At 36.4% G+C, this 25,764-nt stretch carries 24 protein-coding genes; 10 read left to right on the forward strand and 14 right to left on the reverse strand.

The window, feature by feature from the left end:
* Positions 1-11: 11 nt before the first annotated feature.
* The 10 genes from AWW83_RS01165 to asnS form a co-directional block, all read right to left on the reverse strand.
* A complete protein-coding gene (locus AWW83_RS01165; protein WP_092347166.1) occupies positions 12-1,673 on the reverse strand; it encodes an MXAN_6640 family putative metalloprotease in 1,662 nt (553 codons plus the stop codon).
* A complete protein-coding gene (locus AWW83_RS01170; RefSeq protein WP_092347169.1) occupies positions 1,670-3,811 on the reverse strand; it encodes an FG-GAP repeat domain-containing protein in 2,142 nt (713 codons plus the stop codon). Before AWW83_RS01170 ends, AWW83_RS01165 begins: the two co-directional genes overlap by 4 nt.
* Entirely contained in the window at positions 3,780-4,286 is a 507-nt protein-coding gene (locus AWW83_RS01175; protein WP_092347172.1) for an acyl-CoA thioesterase, read from the reverse strand. The genes AWW83_RS01170 and AWW83_RS01175 overlap by 32 nt, the downstream gene beginning before the upstream one ends.
* Before the next feature lies 1 nt (position 4,287).
* Complete coding sequence (locus AWW83_RS01180; protein WP_092347175.1) at positions 4,288-5,073, reverse strand: outer membrane protein assembly factor BamD; 786 nt, start codon at positions 5,071-5,073, stop codon at positions 4,288-4,290.
* A 68-nt stretch (positions 5,074-5,141) separates the two neighbouring features.
* Entirely contained in the window at positions 5,142-5,675 is a 534-nt protein-coding gene (locus AWW83_RS01185) for a hypothetical protein (RefSeq protein WP_092347179.1), read from the reverse strand.
* Complete coding sequence (locus AWW83_RS01190; RefSeq protein WP_092347374.1) at positions 5,668-6,948, reverse strand: Glu/Leu/Phe/Val family dehydrogenase; 1,281 nt, start codon at positions 6,946-6,948, stop codon at positions 5,668-5,670. The genes AWW83_RS01185 and AWW83_RS01190 overlap by 8 nt, the downstream gene beginning before the upstream one ends.
* A gap of 25 nt (positions 6,949-6,973) precedes the next feature.
* Positions 6,974-7,996 carry a hypothetical protein gene (locus tag AWW83_RS01195; protein WP_092347181.1) on the reverse strand — a complete coding sequence of 341 codons (1,023 nt, stop codon included), beginning with the start codon at positions 7,994-7,996 and terminating at the stop codon, positions 6,974-6,976.
* 16 nt (positions 7,997-8,012) lie between these two features.
* A complete protein-coding gene (gene htpX, locus AWW83_RS01200; protein WP_092347184.1) occupies positions 8,013-8,876 on the reverse strand; it encodes a zinc metalloprotease HtpX in 864 nt (287 codons plus the stop codon).
* 115 nt (positions 8,877-8,991) lie between these two features.
* Entirely contained in the window at positions 8,992-9,888 is an 897-nt protein-coding gene (locus AWW83_RS01205) for an ABC transporter ATP-binding protein (RefSeq protein ID WP_092347187.1), read from the reverse strand.
* Between the two features lie 6 nt (positions 9,889-9,894).
* Positions 9,895-11,193, reverse strand: coding sequence for an asparagine--tRNA ligase (gene asnS, locus AWW83_RS01210; protein WP_092347190.1), 1,299 nt, complete (start codon positions 11,191-11,193; stop codon positions 9,895-9,897).
* Positions 11,194-11,345: 152 nt separating this feature from the next.
* On the opposite strand from asnS, the gene xseA reads away from it, so the two are divergent.
* From xseA to mutL, 10 genes are read left to right on the forward strand one after another with little or no spacing between them, the layout of a single operon-like run.
* Positions 11,346-12,575 carry an exodeoxyribonuclease VII large subunit gene (gene xseA, locus AWW83_RS01215; RefSeq protein WP_092347193.1) on the forward strand — a complete coding sequence of 410 codons (1,230 nt, stop codon included), beginning with the start codon at positions 11,346-11,348 and terminating at the stop codon, positions 12,573-12,575.
* Positions 12,559-12,822, forward strand: coding sequence for an exodeoxyribonuclease VII small subunit (locus AWW83_RS01220; protein ID WP_092347196.1), 264 nt, complete (start codon positions 12,559-12,561; stop codon positions 12,820-12,822). The genes xseA and AWW83_RS01220 overlap by 17 nt, the downstream gene beginning before the upstream one ends.
* Positions 12,823-12,835: 13 nt before the next feature.
* Positions 12,836-14,794, forward strand: coding sequence for a 1-deoxy-D-xylulose-5-phosphate synthase (gene dxs, locus AWW83_RS01225; protein ID WP_092347377.1), 1,959 nt, complete (start codon positions 12,836-12,838; stop codon positions 14,792-14,794).
* A gap of 9 nt (positions 14,795-14,803) precedes the next feature.
* Complete coding sequence (locus AWW83_RS01230; RefSeq protein WP_092347199.1) at positions 14,804-15,808, forward strand: Gfo/Idh/MocA family protein; 1,005 nt, start codon at positions 14,804-14,806, stop codon at positions 15,806-15,808.
* A gap of 20 nt (positions 15,809-15,828) precedes the next feature.
* Positions 15,829-16,470, forward strand: a complete 642-nt coding sequence (gene tmk, locus AWW83_RS01235; protein WP_092347202.1) for a dTMP kinase — start codon at positions 15,829-15,831, stop codon at positions 16,468-16,470.
* The gene (locus AWW83_RS01240) at positions 16,467-18,122 is read left to right on the forward strand and encodes a S41 family peptidase (RefSeq protein ID WP_092347205.1); all 1,656 of its coding nucleotides are present in this window, start codon (positions 16,467-16,469) and stop codon (positions 18,120-18,122) included. The genes tmk and AWW83_RS01240 overlap by 4 nt, the downstream gene beginning before the upstream one ends.
* Complete coding sequence (locus tag AWW83_RS01245; protein ID WP_092347208.1) at positions 18,119-18,940, forward strand: sulfite exporter TauE/SafE family protein; 822 nt, start codon at positions 18,119-18,121, stop codon at positions 18,938-18,940. Before AWW83_RS01240 ends, AWW83_RS01245 begins: the two co-directional genes overlap by 4 nt.
* Before the next feature lie 14 nt (positions 18,941-18,954).
* On the forward strand, positions 18,955-19,971 hold the full coding sequence (locus AWW83_RS01250; protein ID WP_092347211.1) for a dipeptide epimerase: 1,017 nt from the start codon (positions 18,955-18,957) through the stop codon (positions 19,969-19,971).
* A gap of 4 nt (positions 19,972-19,975) precedes the next feature.
* A complete protein-coding gene (locus AWW83_RS01255) occupies positions 19,976-20,194 on the forward strand; it encodes a hypothetical protein (protein WP_092347214.1) in 219 nt (72 codons plus the stop codon).
* Positions 20,195-20,251: 57 nt separating this feature from the next.
* Positions 20,252-22,075 carry a DNA mismatch repair endonuclease MutL gene (mutL, locus tag AWW83_RS01260; RefSeq protein ID WP_092347217.1) on the forward strand — a complete coding sequence of 608 codons (1,824 nt, stop codon included), beginning with the start codon at positions 20,252-20,254 and terminating at the stop codon, positions 22,073-22,075.
* A 4-nt stretch (positions 22,076-22,079) separates the two neighbouring features.
* Here mutL and AWW83_RS01265 read toward each other — a convergent pair whose 3' ends face one another.
* From AWW83_RS01265 to AWW83_RS01280, 4 genes are read right to left on the reverse strand one after another with little or no spacing between them, the layout of a single operon-like run.
* Positions 22,080-22,892 carry a class I SAM-dependent methyltransferase gene (locus AWW83_RS01265; protein WP_092347220.1) on the reverse strand — a complete coding sequence of 271 codons (813 nt, stop codon included), beginning with the start codon at positions 22,890-22,892 and terminating at the stop codon, positions 22,080-22,082.
* Positions 22,889-24,067, reverse strand: coding sequence for a sensor histidine kinase (locus AWW83_RS01270; protein WP_092347223.1), 1,179 nt, complete (start codon positions 24,065-24,067; stop codon positions 22,889-22,891). Before AWW83_RS01270 ends, AWW83_RS01265 begins: the two co-directional genes overlap by 4 nt.
* Before the next feature lie 12 nt (positions 24,068-24,079).
* Positions 24,080-25,369, reverse strand: a complete 1,290-nt coding sequence (locus AWW83_RS01275; RefSeq protein WP_092347225.1) for an adenylosuccinate synthase — start codon at positions 25,367-25,369, stop codon at positions 24,080-24,082.
* Between the two features lie 11 nt (positions 25,370-25,380).
* Positions 25,381-25,737, reverse strand: a complete 357-nt coding sequence (locus AWW83_RS01280) for an STAS domain-containing protein (protein ID WP_092347228.1) — start codon at positions 25,735-25,737, stop codon at positions 25,381-25,383.
* Positions 25,738-25,764: the final 27 nt, after the last annotated feature.

The following is a 25,764-nucleotide window of genomic DNA, read 5'->3' on the forward strand; positions in this document are numbered from 1 at the left end:
ACAAAATCATTTTACTTTCTGATCAAAACAAACTTCCCAAGTTTTTCCTTTCCACCAGCGGAGACAAAGTATATATAAACGCCACTTTTTGCTATCTCTCCTGAATTATTTCTTCCATTCCAACTTACAAAATAATTTCCAAAGTTAAATTCAGGTTTAACCTTTGCTGAATAGACAAGGTCAAGTCCAGCAGTGAAAATTTTCAATTCAACTTCTTGAAATGCCGATTCAACAGGGATCAAAAGTTTTTCAAATCCATCAGCATAAAAAGGATTCGGGAAGACATTGTCATTTTTAACAATTGCAACTTGTGAATTTAAGATATTCAAATTCCCCCAATTATCAAAATCGGGAACATTTAACTTTGACTTCAAACCGTTTCCAATCGGAGTGTAATCTGCGTAAGCGCCAGTGGTTATGTGATATTCAAAATTGAATTCATCAACAGAGCGATTGAATGCATAAGAAAGATTTACATTTGAAATTATCGCAATGATGGTATCGCTTCGCCAGATGAACATATAATACTGTGTTGAAAGTGCGCCTGCGGAGTTTCTGATAAATGCTTCGTTTGATGTGATTGCTATCGGTTGCGTTTCAAATCTTATTTCGGGGTAGTTCATCGCTTCTTTGTAATAACCATATTTTGCTCTTTTCCCAGTGTAAAGATTCCACAGCGCAAACTCAACGAATTCATACTTTAAACTGCTGTTAAATTTATTCAGGGCAAGTTCAAGCGAAGATAGTGGCGGATAATTTTTTATAAATTCCCAAGCATTAACAATCAATTTGTGTGTGAATCTTTCTTGCAGAAAAATTCCAAAAACAACAAGGTCATATCCATCGTGCTGATAAATTGGCGTGCTTGTATATTTAAAAAATCTCGGAATGTAAGCGTAATAATCATTTACATCGTCAAAAACAAATTCCTCAAGCCATGTTGATGTCATCTCATAAAACCATAAATCTTGCTCCCACAATCCGTATGATAAAAGTTGAATTGCATGACCAAATTCGTGAGCAAGCGTGACTTTCAATGCGTTAATTCCCTGTGTGTAATATGAACTTTCGGAATAGGAGTTATCAATTCGCATATAACTTAAAAATCTTTGTGCATTCCCAGTGCGTGGAAGAGGGTTTAACGGATCAAAAACTGTCTCCCCGTATAAACCTTCGCTCAAATTTTGAATGTAAATGTCATATTCATTCCCTCCACCAAGTGTGTCATCGTTGAAGTTAAATTCAAAACCAAGATAATTTACTTCAACATTATAAACTGAATCAATATATTTCGCAATTGAATCAACATACATTCTCCAAGAGTTCGGAATTCTGTTTCCAAACTCATCAATCAAGAAAGGCGTATTTACGCCAGTTGTATCAAAGTGAATTCTAAATTTTCCGCTTGGCGTTACGATGCTTGTTTGTAAAGCAGGTCTTTCAAGCGATTTTTGAATGTTTGTTTTTTGGATTAAATCAAACTTATCCCAATTTTTCAATGCTTCAACATAAAGACCGAAACCGCATTTGCCCGAGTCAAATGGTTTGAAATTAAGAGGTTTATCAACATTTATTCCAGCCCTGTCGCAAATTGTCAGGTAAATTTGTTCAATTTTTTTGTCCTGTGAAAAGACGGAAGCGAAAAATAAAATTGAAATCAAAAGCACTCTCATTTGAAAACGCCATTTTTGTTAATCAAGATATTAACAGTTCCATTTGTCCCGTTCAAAAACAACAAATCAAGGAAACCATCATGGTCAATGTCCGCAACTCCGATGCTGTTAATTTTATCCTTTGAAGTTCCAATTTTCAATTTTTCAAACATCTCGTCTTTATTTACATAAAGATAAAATCCATTTCTCAATTTATCAAAGATTACGAAGTCCTTTTTGAAATCACCTGTGAAATCCGCTATCTTCAAAAGTTTTTGATTTGAAAGATGAACATGCGTGTCAACTCTTTTTCTAACTTTAAATTTCCCAGAGCCATCGTTTGTGAAAAGATTAATTTCGCCATCTGAAATTTTTGAAGTTGAATAATCATAATAAGCGAGAATATCTGTAAAGCCATCGTTGTTGAAGTCACCAGCAAACAAAAATGCACGCTTTATCAATTTGTTTAAATTCACAGAATAATTTCTGGCATATTCATTTTCTTTCGTTCTCAAAAAAATGCTCAATTGAACTTTGTTCCCATCTGAATTGATAAAAGCGATATCAAAAAATCCATCATTGTTAAAATCCGACACGAGCGATGCAATAACCTTTGTGCTGTCAATTTCTTTAATTGTGAATCCATTGAAGTTTGTCTCACCTTCGGGCTTAAGAATTATGAAGTTTGAATCCGAAATCGTAAGAAATAATCTGACGGAGTTGTCGTTTGACAATCCGATGAAGGAAGGTTTTGGTTGGTCAAATTTGTATCTGAAAACTTCTTTCATATCTCCATTGGTTCGGAAACGAAAGAGGGAAACATCGCCAGTTGCGTAGTTTGTGCAGAAGAAATAATTTAAGTCCGAGGTTGAAAGAAATTTTATGTCTGTGAAAAATTTTCCAGTTTTATTTGAAATTGTGTTGAAAGAATTTTCTTTGTGGTAAATTAAAAGAAAGTCCAAGTTTTCTCCGACGAATGCCATATCAACGAAACCATCTCTGTCAAAATCCCCCGTTGCAAAATCTGACACATTTGAGCCAACAGCAATCGCCAGATTATTTGAAATTTCAAAATTATCAGTTGAATAATAAATTCGCAGTTCGTTATTTAATGTGTCAAGGACGATGATCTCATCTTTGCCATCTCCATCAATGTCAAAGCAATTTATTTGATTGAAACCGCTTGATAAAAATTCATATTGTTCAAAGTTTGTCTTCTGGTTTGTAAGAAGCAAAAATTTTTCTCCGTTTCCGACGATAACATCTTTCAATCCATCACCATTGACATCGCCTGTAAAGACAAGCGTTGGCTTTGGAATTTTGAACTTGAATCTTGGAATTATGCCTGTTTCTGTCGTGTAATAAAATTGAACTTCGTCAAGGTAGTAAAATGCTATGACATAGTCAAAGAAACCATTGTTGTTGAGGTCTGAAACGACAAAGTCAGTTGGTTCTTCTGGAAGTTGATAAGTGTATGTGCGTCCAAATTTTCCATCGCCTCTCCCGTAAGAGATTAGAAGCAAATTATTGAGCCAGTCAATTCCAGCAACATCTGGGACATCGTCATAGTTTAGGTCAACGATTTGAATTTTTTTGAGAGGTGTTTTTGGGAATAAATTGTTTGGCGTTGAAAATTTCAAGGTGTCTGTTTGATAATTTATCGTTATGCCGAGCATTATTTTTCCAGTTGTTATGATGTCGTTTAAGCCATTCAAGTCAAGATCTGCACAGGTTAGCATTTCTGGATAGATTCCCGTTTCAAATGATTTAAATTTTTTAAAGCCAAGTGTATCTGCTTTAAATATCTCAACAGTTGAATTTGATTTGTAAATTGCGATTATTTCCGCTTCCCCATTTTTTTCAAGATCGCAAATTTGTAAATCTGATGGAGTTTCTCTGACGGGAATTGTGAAATAAAAATTGAAATTGCCATTTCCTTCATTTTTGAGCCAAGTGATCGCTCTTTTTGATGCGACGACGATATCACAGAGTCCATCATTATTAAAATCTCCAAGTGCAAACTTTGAAGCGCCTGCTGGGAGAGGAAATTCCTTTACTAAAAAAAGTGGAAATTTATTTTGAGCAGTCAAAATTTCAATGTAAAATGCAAAGGCAAAAAAGAATAATTTATGGATTATTAACTCTCTGTTTGCGGACATTTTTAATTTCTTCCTTATGCTTCAATCTCTGTTGTCGTCTTAACAGGGCTTCTTCGTATCTTCTTTTTTCTTCATCCGTTTCTGGAACTATTGGTGGCACAGGAACAGGTTTGCCGTTTTCATCTATCGCAACAAAAGTTAAATAAGCAGAATTTGCATGTCTAATTTCGCCCGTCAATGGGTTCATTGCGAAAACTTTTACACCAACTTCCATTGAAGTTCTAAAAACACGATTAACAGATGCTTTTAAAATCACAACTTCACCAATTTTTATCGGGCATAAAAAATTAAGTTCATCAACGCTTGCTGTGACGACCACTTTTCCAGAATGTTTCATTGCGGACATAGCAGCGCATATATCAATCCAGTGCATCAATCTTCCACCAAGCAAAAATCCAAGTGGATTTGCATCGCTTGGGAGGATTAATTCCGTCATTTCAACCTGTGAATCTTTAACATATTTCACAGTGTTCATTTTATCGTCCCGTTCGCAATTCTTTTCCGACATATGAGAGGGCTTCTTCTTTTATTTTTCTTACCTTTTCAACAAGTCCGCTTGATGGAAATTTTCTCTCAAATTCCTCCGCAATTCTTATCGCTTCTTTATAATCTTCTCTTTTCATAAGGCATTCAATTTTTCCAGCGTAAGCCAATTCAAGATAATCCGAATCAGGGTATCGCTCAATTACAGAATCAAAATAAATCATTGCTGCTTTGTAAAATTCCCGTCTCATGTAGAACAATCCCGTTTCATAATCTCTTTTTGCAAGTTTATTGATCAATTCGTGGATTTTTTTCTCTGCATCGGGGACAAGCTCGTTTGTGGGGTGATATTCAATGAAAGCTTGAAGCGCATCTATCGCTTTTAATGTGTAAGTTTGGTCAAGTTGAGATTTTGGAGAAAGATTGTAATAACAAAGACCGAGTTTATATCTTGACACAGGGACATATTCGCTTGATGGATAATTTCGTATCAAGTTTTCGTATTCCGATGATGCCAGAAGATATTCTCCACGATTGTAATAGCATTCAGCAAGATAAAATTGTGCATCGTCTGCAACTCCGCTTCCGGGGTATTGAAGCAAGATGAATTTAAAATCTTCAATTGCATCAAGATATTTCTTTTTGTCAAATTTGTCCTTTCCAATTTCAAATCTGTCTTCCGCAGACAAGTTCGCCACTTCTTTTGAAGATGAACAACCCCAAAGAACAAAAATCAATGGGATTAATGCAGTTAAAAGAACTTTAAATTTTGATGTCATTGGCAATTTTTAAATTTATTTTCGGACGACGAACAAAAGATAAATTGCAATTCCAATTGAAGAAGCAACTAAAAAAGTTCGGTGATTTTTTGCAAGTTAAATTTTCGCACAATGATTTCACCTTTTGTAAAATCAAATGCTCTATCTTCAATTTTTGCGATTTCATCAAAGTTTATGTAATCGTGAAATTCACGCTTCAAATCACCGCTGAATTTGACACTTCCATTTTCAATCAAAGAATAAAAAAGATTGACTTCAACAACTCTTTTCAATTTTGAAGTTTTCAAAAATCCGCTCTTTTCCTCAACATAGGAAATTTTGCTTTTGAAGGCGTCAAATCTTAACAAATTTTTCGTTTCATCATCTGTATCAAGATAGACGGAAAAATTTTTAAGCAAGGCGTTTAAAATTCTGTTTTCAATGAGCTTGTCTTGTAGATTTGATTGAACTTTTATTTTATTGGTTTTTATTTCCTGCGAAATTTCGGAGATGATTGAGTTAATCAAGCTGTCAATAATTTCAAAGTTTGTCACAGTTTGAGAAAATAGAAAGTTTAAAGGTATAACGGCAATGAGAATTAATTTTGGAAATAAATCAACCATAAATTCCACGCAATTTCAAAGTTTTGGCAACTTTATCAACCGCAAGTATATAAGCACCAAGTCGCAGGGATACATTATATGCTTTTGCAATGTTGTAAACATTTTCAAACGCCGACAGCATCATTCTTTCAAGTCGTTCATTCACCATTTCAGTTGTCCAGTAAAATCCCATTCTATCCTGAACCCATTCAAAGTATGAAACAGTTACACCACCGGCATTTGCAACGATGTCTGGGACGACGAGAATTCCTTTTTCTTCAAGTATCGGGTCTGCGCTTGCAGTTGTTGGACCATTTGCGCCTTCAACGATGAGTTTGGCTTTTATTCTTGGAGCGTTATGTTTTGTGATTTGATCTTCGCGCGCAGCAGGGATTAAAACATCGCATTCAAGTTCAAGCAGTTCTTCGTTTGTAATTTTATCACCACCGTCAAAACCTTCAAGAGTTTTTTCAGGATTGTTTTGAACATATTTTATTGCTTTTTCAACATCAATTCCTTTTTTGTTATAATATCCACCTGTTATATCGCTTATGGCAATTATTTTTAAACCTCGCTCTGCGAGTAATTTCGCAGAGATAGAGCCAACATTTCCAAAACCTTGAACTACGACGGTTGATTTCTTCGGTTTTAATCCCAATCTTTCCATCGCAGCTAGTGTTACAATCATAACACCACGTCCAGTTGCTTCTCTTCTTCCGGGTGAACCACCAAGAATTAATGGTTTCCCAGTGACGACAGCGCGTTCTGTTCTTCTCACATGCATGCTGTATGTATCCATTATCCACGCCATTATCTGTTCATCTGTGTTTAAATCAGGTGCTGGAATATCTTTATCAGGTCCGATTATATCAAGTAAATTTGCGGTATATCTTCTTGTTATTTTTTCAAGTTCAACGCGAGTTAATTTTTTGGGGTCACATTTGACCGCACCTTTTGCTCCACCAAATGGTATATCCATAACTGCACATTTCCAAGTCATCCACGCTGCAAGTGCTTTAACTTCGTCAAGCGTCACATCAGGTGCGTATCTAATCCCACCTTTCGCAGGTCCGAGGGCGTAATTGTGGATGACGCGATAACCTTCAAAAACTTTTATACTTCCATCGTCCATTTGAATTGGAATTGAAACGATAACTTGCATAGCTGGTGTTTTGAGAAATTCATAAACGCCAGGTTCAAGTTGGAGTATCTCCGCTGCTTTGTCAAATCTTTTCATCATTGATTCAAACGGATTCTCCTTGTCCGGAATTGGCGCAGGTTCTTGATATGACATTGATTTTCCCAAGTTTATTTTGTTTTTAATCAAGTTCGTAAGACCAGAAATATCTTATGCCTTTATTTTGAAGGTATTCCTCAACTTTTGGATGAAAATCGGAAGCAACGAAAACAAGAAATGTTTGCGGATTTCCTTCTTTTTTCTGAATCTCTTTTGCAATTTTTAGGAATTTATCCACTTCTTTCTTTGAAGCCCTCATTTTGACTTCGCCAAGGATTAAAATTTTTTCTCCGTTTTTCTTTCCCCAGCCAAATATGTTAATTTGATTGTAATCGTCACCAATCCAGTAATATCTTCGTATAAGTTTATCCTTGACTTCAATTCCTTCTTTCTTCAAAAGCTCGGGGAGAACACGAAGTGATTTATCTTCAACAGCAAAACCAATTGAATGAAAAACCCAATCCATTCTCTCTTCAACGGTTTTCATCCTACCAAGCAAAGTTGCGAGAACCTCTTCAACTCTTTTCTGCGCATTTGCAAGCTCTTTTAATTGCTCCTCGGTTTTTATCTGTGCCTCGGCAAGTTGATCCATTCGTTGCGTGAGTTGATCAACTCTTTGCGTAAGTTGGTCCATTCGTTGCGTTAATTGGTCAACTCGTTGCGTAAGCTGATCCATTCGTTGTGTGAGTTGATCAACCCTTTGCGTAAGCTGATCCATTCGTTGCGTTAATTGATCAACTCTTTGTGTAAGTTGTCCTATCGCATTCCAAACTCTATTGAAGTTTTCGGTTGTTTCTCTCTTAAATGTTTCCAGAGATACTTCAGTTCTTTTCTGTGCTTCCGCAAGTTGATCAACCCTTTGCGTAAGTTGTCCTATAGCGTTCCAGACCCTATTGAAGTTTTCGGTTGTTTCTCTTTTAAATGTTTCCAGAGATTCCTCGGTTCTTTTCTGTGCCTCAGCAAGTTCTTTTATCACATTCTTAACCTCGGTTAAATCCATCGCCTTAAGCACTTGCTCATAAACTAATGCTACGATCTCAAGCAAAACATTTGCCTGTTTCTCGTCAAAAACTTGCGATATTTTGTCTTTTAGCTCCGATATCATGAATTGCTAAAAAATTTTAGTAGTAAACTCCCATTTGGCGAGCTAATTTTTCAAGCCGTTCAATTCTTTCTTTTATAGGTGGATGTGTTGAAAAAAGTTTCATAATTCCATCGCCACGCAGAGGATTTACGATAAACATATGTGCTGTTTCAGGTCTTGCTTCCATTGGTATGGCTTCAACCCCTCGTTCAAGCTTTCTCAAAGCACTTGCAAGTGCAAGTGGCTTACCTGATATTTTTGCTCCACCTTCATCTGCTGCGAATTCACGAGCCCTTGAAATGGCAAGTTGAATTAAAACCGCAGCAATTGGTGCAACAATAATTAAGACAAGTTCGGCTATCCAGCTTGTGTTGTTTTCTCTATCCCTTGAACCACCAAAAAAGAAAAGAGACCATTGTGCCATACGAGCAAGAAATGTAATTGCTCCAACCATTGTTGCAACTATGGTTGCAGTTAAAATATCTCTATGCTTGACATGGGCAAGCTCGTGCCCAAGAACTCCTTCAAGTTCATCTTCGTCAAGGAGACGCAAGATTCCCTCTGTAACTGCAACGGCTGCGTTTTGTGGATTTCTTCCTGTTGCAAATGCGTTTGGAGTTAAGCTCGGTATGATATAAACTTTCGGCATCGGAAGACCAGCACGTGTTGCAAGTCGTCTTACTATTGCGTGCAATTTCGGGGCTTCGGCTTCTGTTACCTGTTTTGCACCATACATTGCAAGCACAATTTTATCTGAAAACCAATATGCAAAAAAGTTCATCAAAAGCGAGAACACAAATGCTATAACAAGTCCTGATCTTCCGCCAATTGCGCTTCCTACTGCAAGCAGAAGAACCATCATTAATGTCATTAAAAATACAGTTTTCAATGTGTTGCTCATAATCTATCACCCCTTATTTTGTTTTTGCCAGTTTTAATTTGCTTAAAAACATCGCTTTTAAATTTAGCCAAAAAAGCAAATTTTTACAAATTTGCGATTTATAGGCGAGAATTTTTTACACAGAACCACCACTTACGACATCAATGAAAATTGAATGCAAAGATGGTTCTTTTATTTCAAATTTTTTAATGTCAATTTTTTCAGCGATCAATTTCAAAATTTCACTCGGGCTGATGTCATCTTCAAGAGTTATTTCAGCATAATTTGGATAAAGGTCAATTTTCTTGACTTTTTCAAGATTTTTGAGTTTTTCACCATCGCCTTCAAATTCTATATGTATCGTGTTTCTTCCAAATTTTCTTTTCACTTCTGAAAGAGGACCTGAAAGCACAGGTTTGCCTTTGTTGATGAGGCAAATTTCATCACAAAGTTTTTCAACTTGATCCATTTGATGCGTTGAAAAGATTATCGCTTTATTTTGCTCTTTCAACTCAAGCAATATCTCTTTTAAAAGTTCTTGATTCACGGGGTCAAGCCCTGCAAATGGCTCATCAAGTATGATTAGCTCTGGATCGTGAAGAATTGAAATTATTATTTGAACTTTTTGCTGATTTCCTTTTGAGAGTTCCTCAATTTTGCTATTTGCTCTGTTTTCAAGTTCAAATTTTTTGAGCCATAATTTAGCTCGTTCAGTTGCAATTTTTCTATCCATGCCCTTTAACTCTGCAAAATAAAGTATCGTTTCAAGTACGCGAGTTTTTCTGTAAAGTCCACGTTCTTCTGGAAGATAACCAATTTTGCTTTTGATTTCATCGTTAATTTCTTTTCCATCAAATTTAATTGTCCCAGAATCTGGTTTGATTATGTCAAGTATCATTCTGATTGTCGTAGTTTTTCCAGCGCCGTTTGGACCAAGAAGTCCAAAAATTTGCCCTTGTTTTACCTCAAATGAAATTCCATCTACCGCAACAACATTTGAGAATGTCTTTTTAAGATTTTGAACTTGAAGCATTTTTCTTTACGGTTTTATTCTATAAATCATTCTTGGGAATGGAATTGTTTCTCTCACGTGGTCAAGTCCGCAAATCCAAGCAAGCGTTCTCTCAACGCCTAAACCAAATCCAGAGTGCGGAACACTTCCATATTTTCTCAAATCAAGATACCAGTCAAATGCTTCAACAGGGAGATTATGTTCTTTTATTCTTTTGAGCAGTGTGTCATAATCATCTTCCCTTTGGCTTCCGCCGATAATTTCACCATATCCTTCCGGAGCGAGCATATCAAAAGCAAGAGCATAAGTTTCATCGTTTGGATCTCGTTTCATATAAAATGCTTTAACAGCGGCTGGGTAATGATGGACCATGACAGGTTTTTCAAACTGTTGAGAAATTATCGTTTCATCTGTATTTCCAAAATCGTTTCCCCATTGGAAATCAACGCCATTCTTTCTTAAAATTTCAACCGCTTCGTTATATGAAATTCTCGGGAAAGGTCTTTTTATTTTTTCAAGTGGCTCGGTGTTTCGTTCAAGAACTTCAAATTCTTTTTTGCTCGTTTCAAGAACTCTTGCAACAATGTATTCAACAAATTCCTCTGCAAGATTCATTATATCTTCAAGTTCATAAAAAGCAACTTCTGGTTCAACCATCCAGAATTCGGTTAAGTGTCTTCTTGTTTTTGATTTTTCAGCTCTAAATGTAGGACCAAAGCAATAAACTTTTCCAAACGCCATTGCTGCTGCTTCAACATAGAGCTGACCAGATTGCGACAGATACGCTTTCCCGAGGTCAAAATAATCCGTCTCAAAAAGTGTTGTAGTTCCTTCGCACGCTGCTGGTGTTAGAATTGGGGCATCAATTAGGACAAATCCTTTTGAGTCAAAGAAATCGCGAATTGCTTTCACAAGCCGATGTCTTATCCTTAAAATTGCATTTGGTCTTCTTGAACGAAGCCAAAGGTGACGATGATCCATCAAAAAGTCAATCCCATGTTCTTTCGGAGTTATCGGGTAATCCTGTGCGATGTGAATTATTTGAATATCTTTTATGTGAAGTTCGTAACCGCCGGGTGCTCTTTTATCCTCATTTACAATTCCAGTTACAATCAAAGATGTCTCCTGCGTGAGAAGATCGTATTTATCAAAAACTTCATCTGGGGTTTCTCCTTTTACCATCACGCATTGTAAAATTCCTGTTCCATCGCGGACAAGCACAAAACGAATTTTACCACTTGATCTTTTGTTATAAACCCAGCCATAGATTTTGACTTCCTTTCCTACATGCTCGGAAAGATTTTCAATATAAACATCCGGTGCCATATCTTTTTAAAATTTTGTTTTTAACTTTGCCAGAAGAATTTACGCAACCTCTGGTGTTGAGAAAAATTAAAAAAAGCAAGCTGAAAAAACAATTTTTTTAGTTCTGATTTTTTCTTTAAATTTTTTCAAAAACCAGAGCAAAACCTCGGGCTATGTATAACTTTTATCCGCTGATATCAAAGGAAAAAATTTTGACGGTTTCAGAGCTAACTTATGAGATTAAAAAATTTGTTGAGCCGAATTTTCAGGATATATGGCTTCAGGGCGAGATTTCAAATTACAAAATTCATACATCAGGACATGTTTATTTTACGCTTAAAGATGAATATGCTTCAATAAACGCAGCAATCTGGAAAAGATATGCCGATGTCCTTTTGAAAAATTACACTTATAAAGATGGGGATAAAGTCCTCGTCCACGGAAAAATTGAAATTTACGAACCGCGCGGTGAATACAAAATAATAGTTGATTTCATTGAACCGCTCGGGATAGGGGAATTGCAGATAAAGTTTGAGATGTTAAAGCAAAAACTCGCAGCCGAAGGTTTATTTGATGCAAAATATAAAAAGCCAATCCCTGAATATCCAACAAGAATTGGAATCGTGACAAGTCCGACGGGAGCAGCGATAAGAGATATGATCAACATTATTTCGCGTCGTTTTCCAGCGGTTGAGCTTATACTTTATCCTGTCAAAGTTCAAGGCGAAGGAGCAGCGGAGGAAATCGCACAAGCAATTCGTGATTTCAATTTTTATGGAAAAGTTGATGTTATAATCGTTGGAAGAGGTGGTGGTTCAATTGAAGACCTTTGGGCTTTTAATGAGGAAATTGTCGCAAGGGCTATATTTGAATCAAAAATTCCGATAATAAGCGCAGTTGGACACGAGATTGATTATAGCATAAGTGATTTCGTTGCGGATTTGAGAGCGCCAACTCCATCAGCTGCTGCTGAACTTGTAGTAAAAAATCGCGATGATGTGCTTGAAAATATCCAGAATATTTGGTATACTATTCATCAACTTGTGGTTGATAAAATAAAAAACAGCAAAAAAGAAGTTCAACATCTTGTGAAAAGTTATTCTTTTAATAGACCGCTTGATTGGCTCAGGCAATATACGATGAGAGTTGATGAGTTAACACGAGCTCTTGATGTGGCGATGTATCATAGATTTGAACTTATAAAAAGTAATTTTGAGCAGTGGTTGAAGCGTTTTGAGTCAGTAAATCCAGAACTTGCTTTGAAACGAGGTTATGCCATAGTTTATAAAAATGGAAAAATAATCCATAGCAAAGACGAACTTCAATTAAACGATGAATTTAAAATAAAACTTGCAGATGGAACAATAAAAGGGGTGGTAAAAGGATATGGCGAAGAAAAATGAAACAACAGAAATTCAGGAACTCACATTTGAACAGGCACTTCGCGAGCTTCAAAACATAGTTGATAAACTTGAAACAGGTCAAGTGACGCTTGAAGAGGCAATTGAAATGTATGAGCGCGGTGTGAAACTCTCAAAATACTGTATTGAAAAATTAACACAGGCGGAGTTGAGAATAAAGAAAATAGTAAAGGACGAAAATCAGGGCTTTACATTGCTTGATTTTGATGACTTTAACAACAAAATTTAAAGGTGGTGAAGTTATGGAAATAAAAAATTCCCAACCCGAGTTAAAACTTCAAATCTTGCCGAAAGTAAATTCTCCCGATGATTTAAAGCAATTAAGTGTTCAGGAGCTTGAAGTTCTCGCCGGTGAGATAAGAGAATTCATCATAGATGTTATTTCAAAGGTTGGTGGACATCTTGGGGCAAGTTTAGGTGTCGTTGAGTTAACGCTTGCAGTTCATTATGTCTTTAACGCTCCAAGAGACAAAATTATATGGGACACAGGTCATCAAGGTTATGTGCATAAGATAATAACTGGACGAAGAGATGTTTTCCATACGATAAGACAATTTCGCGGTATAAGTGGATTTCTAAAAAGAAGCGAAAGCATTTACGATGTTTTCGGTGCAGGGCATGCCTCAACTTCAATTTCAGCTGCTTTAGGAATAGCAACTGCTCGCGATTTTGACGGTGAAGATTATAAAGTTGTCGCAATAATCGGCGATGGTGCGATGACTGCGGGGCTTGCTTATGAAGCAATGAACAATGCAGGAATGTTAAGAAAAAATTTGATTGTGATTTTAAACGATAACAATATGTCAATTTCTCCAAATGTTTGGGCGGTTTCAAAGTATTTTACAGAGTTAATTGCAAGCGAGCAATATAACAAGTTGAAATCTTTTATCTGGGATTTAACTGGACAGCTTGATGGGATGGGGGATAGAATTAGAAAACTTGCAGCTCGTGTTGAAGGTGGTGTGAAAGCGATAATAACTCCGGGGATGCTTTTTGAGGCGCTTGGATTTAGATATTTTGGTCCTGTAAATGGACACAATATCGCAAAACTTATCAAAATTTTGAGCGAGATAAAGAATCTCAACGGTCCAATTTTGCTTCATGTTATAACTCAAAAAGGCAAAGGTTATAAACCTGCAGAAGAAGACGAACAGAAATATCACGGTGTGACTCCTTTTGATAAAGTCACAGGTAAAATGTATAAGAGCGATAAACCACAACCACCAAGTTATACAAAAGTTTTCGGAGAGACAGTTGTTCAACTTGCGAAACAAAATAAAAGAATAGTCGGGATAACCGCAGCGATGCCAGAAGGCACGGGACTTAACATTTTACAGAGGGAAATTCCAGAGAGATTTTTTGATGTTGGAATAGCAGAGCAACACGCTGTGACATTTGCAGCTGGGCTTGCGACACAGGGATACATTCCAATCTGTGCAATTTATTCAACATTTTTGCAAAGAGCTTTTGATCAGATAATTCACGATGTTGCGCTTCAGCATTTGCATGTTGTGTTTGCAATTGACAGAGCTGGTCTTGTTGGAGCGGATGGACCAACGCATCATGGCGCATTTGATTTAAGTTATTTGCGACTTATACCTGGAATGGTGATAATGGCTCCAAAAGATGAAAGCGAATTAAGGGATATGCTTTACACAGCAACGATTTATAATAAAGGACCAGTTGCCATAAGGTATCCGCGTGGAAGTGGGGTTGGTGTTCCGCTTAAAGATGACTTTGATTATATTGAAATTGGAAAAGCAGAAATTTTGAAAGAAGGGAAAGATCTTGCGATACTTGCAATTGGAAATATGGTTTATCCAAGTTTAAAGGCATCTGAAAAACTTGCTGAATACGGGATTGATGCAATGGTTGTGAATATGAGATTTGTTAAACCACTTGATGAAAACTTACTTGATCAAATTTTCCAAAGGTTTGATAAAGTTGTAACAGTTGAAGAGAATACAATTCGTGGCGGATTTGGAAGTGCTGTTGTTGAATATGCGGTTTCAAAAGGTGTGAAGAATGTTGAATTTTTAATTCACGGTTTGCCCGATGAATTCATTGAGCACGGGACACAGCCAGAACTTTGGCGAATGCTTAAACTTGATGCTGATGGGATTGCTCAAAAGATTCTTGAAACATTTAGATTTGAAAAATTAACATTTGAAAGGGTGGCAATAGATAAAAATCAAAAATAAATCTGCAAAATGGAGAAAGTTAAACTTGGGATAATTGGACTTGGTGGAATTGCGCAGGGAGTTCATCTTCCAATTCTGTCAAAACTTGAAAATGTTCAAATTCTTGCGGTATGCGATACGGATAAGACAAAGGCGAAAATGCTCGCTGAAAAATACAATGTCCCTTACTTTTACACCGATTATGAAAAAATGCTTTATGAAGTTGATGAAATTGAAGCTGTTGAAGTGTTAACACCGACAAATTTGCACGCTGAGATGGTTATCGCTGGCGTCTCATCAGGAAAAGATGTCTTCGTTGAAAGACCTTTGGCACGGAGTTATAAAGAAGCTGAAAGTGTGGTTAAAGTTATTGAAGAGAAACAACGCAAGGTTATGGTTGGAATGAATTTAAGATTTAGACCTGATTGTATGCTGATGAAGGGTTTTATTGAACAGGGAGAACTTGGCTCTGTTTTTTATGTGAAAGCTGGATGGTTTAAAAGACCCAATGACAAAAAATGGGTTTTGATGAAGGATAAAGCAGGCGGTGGGGTTATGCTTGACCTCGGGATAAGCATCCTTGATCTTGCTCTGTGGATGGCTGGTTATCCAGAAGTAAGAAGCGTAAACGCAATTTGCTATAAACATCAGACCAAACAAGTTGAAGATAGCGCAATTGTTTTTGTGAAGTTCAAGAATGATTCAACTCTTTTCATCGATGTAAGCTGGTCTTATGAATTTGAAAACCCAATTTTTTATCTTCACATCTTTGGAACAGAAGGAACGGGCGAATTAAATCCGTTTAGAATTTACAAAGATATACAGGGGAAACTTATAAATCTTGCACCTGAAAAAATGGACAAGCCAGAAGTTCTTTACTGGAAGTCATATGAGAATGAACTTAAACATTTCATCGGAGCTGTGAAAGGTCTTCATCCTCTTATTTCAAGCGCAAAAGATGCACTTTACAGAAACAAAATCGTTGATGCAATTTATAAGTCAGCCGAGAAGCGTAAAGAAATTGTTTTGAAGTAAAATTTAGAAATCAATTTAAAATGCTCATAACTTTTGAAGGTGTTGATCTCTGCGGAAAAACGACGCAGGCAGAGATTTTGATCAAAAGATTGAAAGACCTTGGTTATGATGTCGTTTTTGTAAGAGAGCCGGGCGGAACAAAAATATCTGAGATGATAAGAGATATTTTGCTTGATCTGAGAAATCTTGAAATGGATTCAATCACGGAATTGTTTCTCTTCTCCGCAAGCCGAGCGCAACTTGTAAAAGAAATCATATTGCCAGCTCTTAACAGTGGAAAAATCGTCATCTGCGATAGATTTTATGATTCAACGCTTGCTTATCAAGGTTATGGGCGGGGAATTGATATTGAAAAAATCAAGGTTATAAATGAGCTTGCTTCGTCGGGGCTTGTCCCAGATGTCACTTTTTTGATTGATATACCTGTTGATGAAATTTACAGGAGAAAAAGCAAGGTGATTGAAACAGGTGGTGTTAAGAACAGCACAGATAGAATGGAAAGCTCCGGAGTTGAATTTTATGAGAGAGTAAGACGAGGTTATCTTGAAATTGCAAAGATGAGCGAAAGATTTGTCGTCATAGATGGGACGATGGGAATTGATGAGATAAGCGAAAAAATTTGGTCAATCGTTTTTGAAAAATTAAAATTGCAGGTGAGATGAAAAGAAAAATTTTATTTTTCAGCTTTGCATTTTTTGTCATTCTTGCGTTTTTTAGAATTGAATTTTTCCAGAGTCGTGGCGATGATCTGTTTTTCAAGATGAACAAAAGTTTTGAGATTCTGGGGAAAATTTATAAAGAGGTGATCTTGAATTATGTTGATGAGGTTGACCCTGAAAAATTTATGAGAGCAGGGATAAAGGGAATGTTAAGCGAGCTTGACCCATACACTGTTTTCATAGATGAAAAGCACAGCGAAGAGGTTGACGCATTAACTACTGGAAAATATGGAGGAATTGGGGTTTCAATCTCAAAATTTGACACAGCGATATTTGTTATTAAAGTTTCAAAGAGTTATCCTGCTGATAAAGCCGGAATAAAAGTCGGAGATGTTATAGTTCAAATTGACAGTGTGCAGGTGAAAGATAAATCACTTGATGAGGTAAGAACTTTGATGGTTGGGAAACCGGGAACGACGATCAAACTTAAAATTTTAAGGGAAGGGGTTGGACATCCACTTGTTTTTGAACTTAACAGGGAAGAAGTTGAAGTCAAAAATATAACTTATTACGATTTCATTGAGGATGGGATTGCTTATGTGAAACTTGAGAGATTTTCAAGAAATGCGGGTGAAGAACTTAGAAAAGCGATAAAAAATCTTCAATCAAAAGGTCAGATAAATGGCTTCATACTTGATTTGCGGGATAATCCGGGTGGATTACTTGATGCAGCTGTTGATGTAGTTGAAAAATTCATTCCCGAGGGAAGTTTGGTTGTTTCAACAAAAGGACGAAAACCGGATGCTGTGAGAAATTATTATTCAACGGAAAAACCATTACTTCCAGATGTTCCACTTTGTGTAATTGTGAATAATTCAAGCGCAAGTGCAAGTGAAATTGTTGCTGGCGCAATTCAAGACCTTGATCGTGGGATTATACTCGGGACGAGAACTTTTGGAAAAGGACTTGTCCAAACGATAAGTTATCTTTCATACAACACTTTTCTTAAAATGACGACTGCAAAGTATTACACACCGAGCGGTCGCTGTATACAGGAGATTGATTATTTCCACAAGCCAGATGGTGTATTTATCTCAAAGCCGGATTCTGAGAAAAAAGTTTTTAAAACAAAACTTGGGCGAACGGTTTATGCGGAAGGTGGAATAACTCCGGACACAGTTGTTGAGAGTGAAAAAAGAAGCGATTTCGTTGAAGCGCTCGTAAGAAACAGAATGTTTTTTAAATTTGCAAATCTTTTCTCTGCGAAAAATCAAACTCTGTCAGATGATTTTAAAATCACGGATCAGATTTTTAGCGAGTTCAAAGAATTTGTTATGAAAAATAATTTTGTTTTCAAGGATAGTTTTGAGATAAATCTTGAAAAAGCAATTGAATACGCAAAGAAGCAAAAGTATAGCAACGGCTTTGTTTATGATGTTGAATTAACACTTAACAGAATCAAAAATCAAAAGATTGACTACTTCAAACTTTATCGTGATGAAATTGAGAAGGAACTTATGCGTGAGATTCTTTCAAGATACAAATATGAGGATGAAGTTATAGCGTGGGCGATAAAATACGATGAACAGGTCAAAAGTGCTGTCTCAATTTTGAAGGAGAAAAAAATTTATAACTCACTTCTTGGATTGAAATGATAATCTGGAAAATTTTACTTTTATTCGTCTCTGGACTTTTTGCTGGTTTTTTAGCAGGTTTTTTTGGAATCGGTGGGGGAATAATCCTTGTGTTAATTTTGATGTATTATTACGATGGAATTGGAATCTCACCAGATTTGATACCAAAAATTGCAGTTGCAACAAGTTTATTCACAATTGTTTTCACATCAATATCAAGCACATTGAAACAGTATGAGAACAAAAATGTTGAATGGAAACTTACAATTACGATGGGAACTGCTTCGGTTATATCGGCTCTTTTCGGGAGCAAAATTGCTTCTTCTGTGTCTGGAAGTTTTATAAAGATATTTATAGTCGTTGTTATAATTCTTGCGGGTTTGAGAATGCTTTTTCTTGGAAATTCGGAAATAGATGTTGATGACTTAACAGATTACAAAAGCAATGTGAATCCAGTTTCTGCATTTTTCTGGGGATTTATCGCTGGGATAATCTCAATTTTTGCAGGCGTTGGCGGTGGAATTTTGCTCGTTCCAGTGATGAATAACTTAATGAAAATTCCGATAAAAAGGGCAATTGGGACATCAAGCTCAATAATTGTCTTGACTTCGTTGTTTGGGACACTTGGCTATATAATCAACGGTCTTGGAAAACCTGAACTTAGCGAGCTTGGAACAATCGGATTTGTTGATTATACCGCTGGAATTCCAATTTTACTTGGTTCAGTGATAACAAGCAGATTTGGTGCACACGCATCTTATAGAACAAAATCCAAAATTTTGAAAAAACTTTTTGCTTTGCTCTTGATAACCGTTGCGATTGTGACATTTTTTAAATAAAATTCCACAAAGTTATGCTACTTAAATACCGCACATTTGAGCTGAAATTGAAACATCCATTTAAAATAACACGTGGAGTTAGAACATCAAATTGGGTTGTTTTGATTGAAATTGAACACGATGGAATCGTTGGCTATGGTGAAGCTTCGCCTTCACCAAGATATGGTGAAAGCATTGAGACGGTGCAAAATTTTTTAAAAAGCGTTGACCTTTCAAAGTTTGATGATCCGTTTCAAATTGAAGATATCTTGAATTATGTTGATTCAATTCAGCCAGGGAATACATCCGCAAAAGCAGGGATTGACATCGCATTGCACGATCTCATTGGAAAAATTTTGAATGTTCCACTTTACAAAATTTTTGGGTTGAATAAAGAGAAAACGCCTGTGACTTCATTTACAATTGGAATTGATGAGCCAGAAGTTATTGAAAGAAAAGTTGAAGAAGCCGAAGAATATCCGATTTTAAAAGTTAAGCTTGGTCTTGAAAATGATGAAGAAATCATTAAAACGATACGAAAGATGACGGATAAAAAAATTCGTGTTGATGCGAACGAAGGGTGGAAGACAAAAGAGATTGCGCTTGAGAAGATAAAGTGGCTTCAAGATCAAGGGGTTGAATTTGTTGAACAGCCGATGCCAGCTGATGACCTTGACTCTGTCGCATGGGTTAGAGATAAAGTTGATATTCCGATAATTGCTGATGAGAACTGTGTTCGTCTTTGGGATGTTCCAAATTTAGGAAAGGCGTATGATGGAATTAACATAAAACTTATGAAATGCACTGGGATAAGAGAGGCGATAAAGATGATAAACACAGCAAGGGCGATGAATATGAAAGTTATGCTTGGCTGTATGATTGAATCGTCAGTTGGAATTACAGCGGGAGCTCAGATTTCACCGCTTGTTGATTACGCTGACCTTGATGGAAATCTTTTGATAACAAATGATCCTTTTGAAGGTGTTAAAGTTAAAAATGGAAAATTAATTCTCCCGGATGAACCGGGGCTTGGAGTAAAAAAATTATTTTAATGCCATGTTTTTCAAAAAATCACAACATCTTCGCTTTGAATACATCCCGCGCTATTATGACCCGAGCAAGGATGAAGAATTGAAAAGAAGAGAAAGGATCAGGCATAGGTTGAAAATTGAAAGAGTCGGGATTTCGGAGAGAAAGAAAAGGTCTTTGATTTTGTGGTTGATTGCTATTGCAATTGTTTTTTATCTTTATCTTGTGCTAGCTGGTGTTTTGTAATTTTGGAGTTTTTAAGGTCGTGATGAAATTTGAGTGAAAAATTTAAAATTTCTGAAAATGGGAAGGATAAAAATTTTACCCGAGGAGATAGCAAGCAAAATTGCAGCTGGGGAAGTAATTCAACGACCTGAATCCGTCGTTAAAGAGTTAGTTGAAAATTCAATTGATGCGGGCGCAAAAAACATAACAGTAATTTTGAAAGATGCTGGGAAAACATTAATTCAGGTGATTGACGATGGATGTGGGATGAGCGAAGATGACGCTGTTATTGCATTTGAAAGACACGCAACGAGCAAAATTCAAACGTATGAAGACCTTGAAAATATAAAGACGCTTGGTTTCAGAGGAGAAGCACTTGCATCAATCGCAGCAGTTTCACAAGTTGAGATGAAGACGAGAACGGCAGATGAAGAACTTGCAACACTTGTTAAGATTGAGGGTGGCAAATTAATTGAAGTTTCAAAAACTTCACATCCGCCCGGGACATCAATTTCTGTCAAAAATCTTTTCTTCAACACTCCAGCAAGGCGAAATTTTCTCAAAAGCAATCACACGGAATTCAAACATGCTTATGAAGCATTTATTAGATTTGCGCTTGCATATCCGGAGATATCGTTTGAATTTATAAGCGATGACGAGCAAATAGCAAAATTTGAAGCTTGTGATTTTGAAACAAGGATAAAACAAGTTTTCGGAGAAAAATTTTTTGAAACTCTCATACCTGTAAAGGAAAAAACTGAATATATAAGCATATACGGATACACAAGCAAGCCAGAATTTTCACGAAAGACAAAATCAGATCAATTTATTTTCCTCAACCGTCGTTATATCGTCAATCGTTCAATAAATCACGCTGTGTATAACGCTTATGAGCATTTGATTGATAAAGGAAGTTTCCCATCATTTATTCTTATGCTTGAAATTGACCCGAGACATGTTGATGTAAATGTTCATCCGTCAAAGCTTGAAGTTAAGTTTGAAGATGAATCCGGAGTTTACAATTTCGTTCGTGCAGTTGTAAAGCATTCGCTTTCGCAATTTAATCTCATCCCTGAACTTACGCTTGAGTCAACGGGAGAGATAAAAATTCAACCGTCAACGAATCTTTCCGAGATAAAGCACAGATTGATTACTCTAACCGAGCCGATGAAAGAAAAAATTCAAAAAGAGCAACAGTATTCGCTTGAACTAATAACTTCATCATTTCCTGAAGCGAAGACAGGGACAGAACTTGATGTGAAGAAAGTTGAAAAAATTTCAAGAGAGATTGAAAGTGCGATCATCACGGCACAGGAGGAGAAATCCGATGAAAGCATCACATTTATGCAGGTTCACAATAAATACATAATAGCGCAGATAAAGACGGGTTTGATGATAATTGATCAACATGTCGCACACGAGCGAATTCTTTACGAGAGAGCGCTTGATAGTTTAAATTCAAACTCTCCATTCACACAGCAATTGTTGTTTCCGCAGACCATTGAGCTTACGCCCGCAGATATGGCTATCGTTAAGGAGTTAAAAGATTATCTTGAAAACCTTGGATTTGATTTAAGGATTTTTGGAAAAAATACAGTTATACTCTACGGAGTTCCACCAGAGGTTAAGCAGGGAGCTGAAAAGAAAATTTTGCAGGAGATAATTGACCTTTACAAAGAAAATTCAAACACTGATCCAGAATTAACACCACGGGAAAATCTCGCAAAGGCGTTTGCCTGTAAAACAGCAATTAAAGCGGGGGATAAATTAACGCCTGAAGAAATTCAAGTTTTGATTGATCAACTCTTCCTCACACGCAATCCTTATGTTTGCCCGCATGGAAGACCGATCATCATAAAAATTTCAATTGAAGAACTTGACAAAAGATTCGGTAGGACTTAATCTTTTACTTTCTTGCGGTTATAATTAAACCAGTTCCGATTTCGTTTCTAACTTTTTTATCAAGCCACATTAGAAAAATTCCGGGGATTGAAACAAGAAGATAGTAAAGTGGAAGAAGCATCGCAAATGCGAAACTTTTGCCAAGCATCATAACTGGAAATTTCATCATCAACTTCCAAGACAATTGCCCCCATCTACCGTAGGTATATCTCACATTTACATTTTTGAAGCCAGAATTTTCAAGTTTTAATTTTATCTCTTCAACGCTGTATCCTGTTCTCACATGTTCTTCAATAAAACTTTCATCTTCATCTGAATGGACATCCGAGCCACCTAAATTTGAAGGCGTGCTTATGATTAAAAAACCACCTCGTTTCAATGCTTTAAAAAAGTTTTCAAAAACTTTCACATCATCTTCAATGTGTTCCATAACATCAATTGCAAGTATGAGATCAAATTTTTCGGTTTGTTCTAATTTTGTTAAGTCAGCAAGTTCAAATTTTAAATTTTCAATTTTCTTTCTTCTCGCAAATTTTTCACAGTCGTTGATTCTTTGCTCGTTTATATCAATTCCGAGAACCTCCGAATTTTTGAATTTTTTTGCGATAAAATATGAGTATTGTCCGAAACCGCAACCAGCGTCAAGAACTTTTATTTTTTCGTTTTCATTTTTTGATTTAAAAAAGTTTTTGACCTCGTCTTTAACATACCATGCTCTCAAAAGAAGCAAGTTCAAACCAGCATATAAAAGTCGCCTCAAAAAATCTCGTTCGGAAATTATCTCATCAATTTTTGATTTTATCTTTTCGTATTTCATACTTTTTTCCTCAAGACGATTCTGAAAGTTGAACCTTTGCCGATTTTACTTTCTTTTAGGAAGAGTTTGCCTTTGTGATAAACCTCAATAATTCTTTTTGACAAACTTAAACCAAGTCCCCAACCTCGTTTTTTCGTCGTGTAGCCAGGTCTAAAAATGTCCTTGCGATATTTCATATTTATTCCTTTGCCTGTGTCAATTACATCAACGATGACTTGATCTTTTTTCTGTTGGATTTTGAATTCAATTTTACCTTCGCTGTTTTCAATCGCATCAAGTGCATTTTTAAGTAGGTTTTCAATCACCCATTCAAAAAGTTCGGGATTTACAAATGCTTTCGCTTCCGTGTCGCCTTTTATTGTTATGGTTATCTTTTTTCCAGTTTGAGGAATTCGTTTTTCAAAATATCTGACGACGGAATTTATGATATTTGCAACTTTTTCTTCAACGAATTCAGGTTTTGAGCCGATCTTTGAAAATCTCTGCGTTATTTTGTTAAGTTTATTCAGGTCGTTCTCAATTTCGTGAATTACATCTGTGATGTCTTCACCGTTGTCAATTCTTGCTCTTAAAATCTCAAGCCATCCGAACATACTTGAAAGCGGTGTCCCGAGCTGATGCGCTGTTTCACGAGCAAGCCCAACCCATATGTTGCTTTGCTCTGTCTTTTTTATGTAGCTAAAACTTAAATAACCAATCAAAATGAAAAGCCCACCTGCAAAGAGAATAACATACGGCAAAATTTTCAACTGCTCAACAAGCTTTGAATTGCCGTAAAAAACATAATTTAAAATCAATGTGTCAGCATAGGTTATCTTTATCGGCTCAAATGTCTTTTCCATCTTCTCTATTTCCTTCCGCAAAATTTTCTCCCTTTGCTTTTGAGGTAATGTCGTGTCAATTTCAATGTTTCTGTAAAATAACGGATTTCTATCTCTGTCCGTTACGACCACTGGGAAATCAATTGCGAGGATGATTTGGTCAAATATAAATGTAAATTCCGAAGTCCCCGGAGAAGTTGCGATGTATTCAATTGATTTAGCATAAAGATTTGCAATTTGCCTTTCTCTTAATTCAAGATTTTTGACTATGACATTTGTGTAATACAAAATTGAAAGGGCGCTTGCAATGGCGATGAGGATCAGAAATCTTTTTATATTCGTTGCTTTAAGCATTTGAGGTGAGCTTCATTTAAAAATAGTTTGTTTTCTATCCGCTCCAACGGAGATGATCGTGATTTTTGTGTTTGTGAATAATTCTATCGCTTCAATGAATTTTTTTGCTTCATCGGGCAAATCGCAGTATGAATTTACATTTGAAGTTTTTTCTTTCCAACCTTTGAAAGTTTCATAAACAGGTTCAACTTTTGAGAGAGTGTCAGGGTCAGTGGGGAATTTTTCAGTTATTTTTCCGTCAATTTTATATGCGGTGCAAATTTTTATCTCGTCAAGTTCATCAAGGACATCAAGTTTTGTTAAGGCAAGTTTTTCAATTCCATTTATCATAATTGAGTATTTTAAACTCACAACATCAAGCCAACCGCATCTTCTTGGTCTTCCTGTTGTCGCGCCGTATTCTCCACCTCTTTCCCGCAGATAATTACCAATTTCGTTTTTTAATTCCGTTGGAAATGGACCTTCCCCAACTCTTGTTGTGTATGCCTTTATAACTCCAATTATCCCGTTTATTTTCGTTGGTGGAATTCCCGAACCAGTTGATGCACCTCCGGCTGTTGGATTTGAAGATGTCACATAAGGATAAGTTCCGTGATCAACATCAAGGAGCGCGCCTTGAGCACCTTCAAGAAGAATTTTCTTCCCCTTTTTTATGGCTTCGTTTAAATAAACGGCGGTGTCGGTTATGTATTCACTTATCTTTTCTGCGAAGTCAAGGTAATCGTTGAGGATTTTTTCAACATCAAGTTTTTCAGTGTGATAAATTTTTTCAAGGATTTCGTTCTTTGATTCTATGTTCTTTTTAATTTTTTTGCAAAGCGTATCCTTGTTAAGAAGGTCAATGACTTTGATTCCAACTCTTGCGTATTTGTCCACATAAGCTGGACCTATACCTTTTCCCGTTGTCCCAATTTTTTCTTCTCTTTGTTCATAAAGTTTATCAAGGAGTTTATGATATGGCATTATCAGATGGGCATTGTGGCTTATCAAAAGGCGTCCGTTTATATTGACACCAGCGTTTTTTATTATGTTAATTTCTTCAATCAATGCTAAAGGGTCAAGGACAACTCCATTGCCGATTACGCAGACGACATTTTCGTGAAAAATTCCAGATGGGAGAAGATGCAACACATAAGTTTTTCCATCAAACGAAACCGTATGCCCGGCGTTTGCACCACCTTGATACCTGACGACTATATCCGCATCCTCGCTCATAAGGTCAACGATTTTACCTTTACCTTCATCACCCCATTGAGCCCCGAGAACAACCCAAACGGAAGCATCCGGAATTTTGAATAACATTTTGAAATGGTTTATTTTTTCTTTGCTGACTTTTTAAAACTTGCGATTGCTTCTTCAACGGAATTATAAGTGTCAAAAACTTTTATAAGGCGGGTTATCATTAAAAGCGATTCAATTTTATCAGTTGGATTTGCTATTTTGAGGTCGCCCCCGGCGTTTCTCATCGTTGTTAAGCCACTTATCAAAGTCCCAAGTCCAGCACTATTTAAAAACTTAACATTTTTCACATCAACGACAACTTTTTTAGTCCCTTGTTTGACAAGTTTATGCAGAAGCTCTCTAAATTTCTGCGAGTCAGGACCTCCCATCATATTACCGCTGATTTCTATTACAACGACATCATCAATTGATTTTGTTTTAAGACGCATTTAAATTTTCTCCTTGATTTAGTTTAA

Origin of the sequence: Candidatus Chryseopegocella kryptomonas, assembly GCF_001536065.1 — a bacterium.
GTDB lineage: Bacteria > Bacteroidota > Ignavibacteria > Kryptoniales > Kryptoniaceae > Kryptonium > Kryptonium kryptomonas.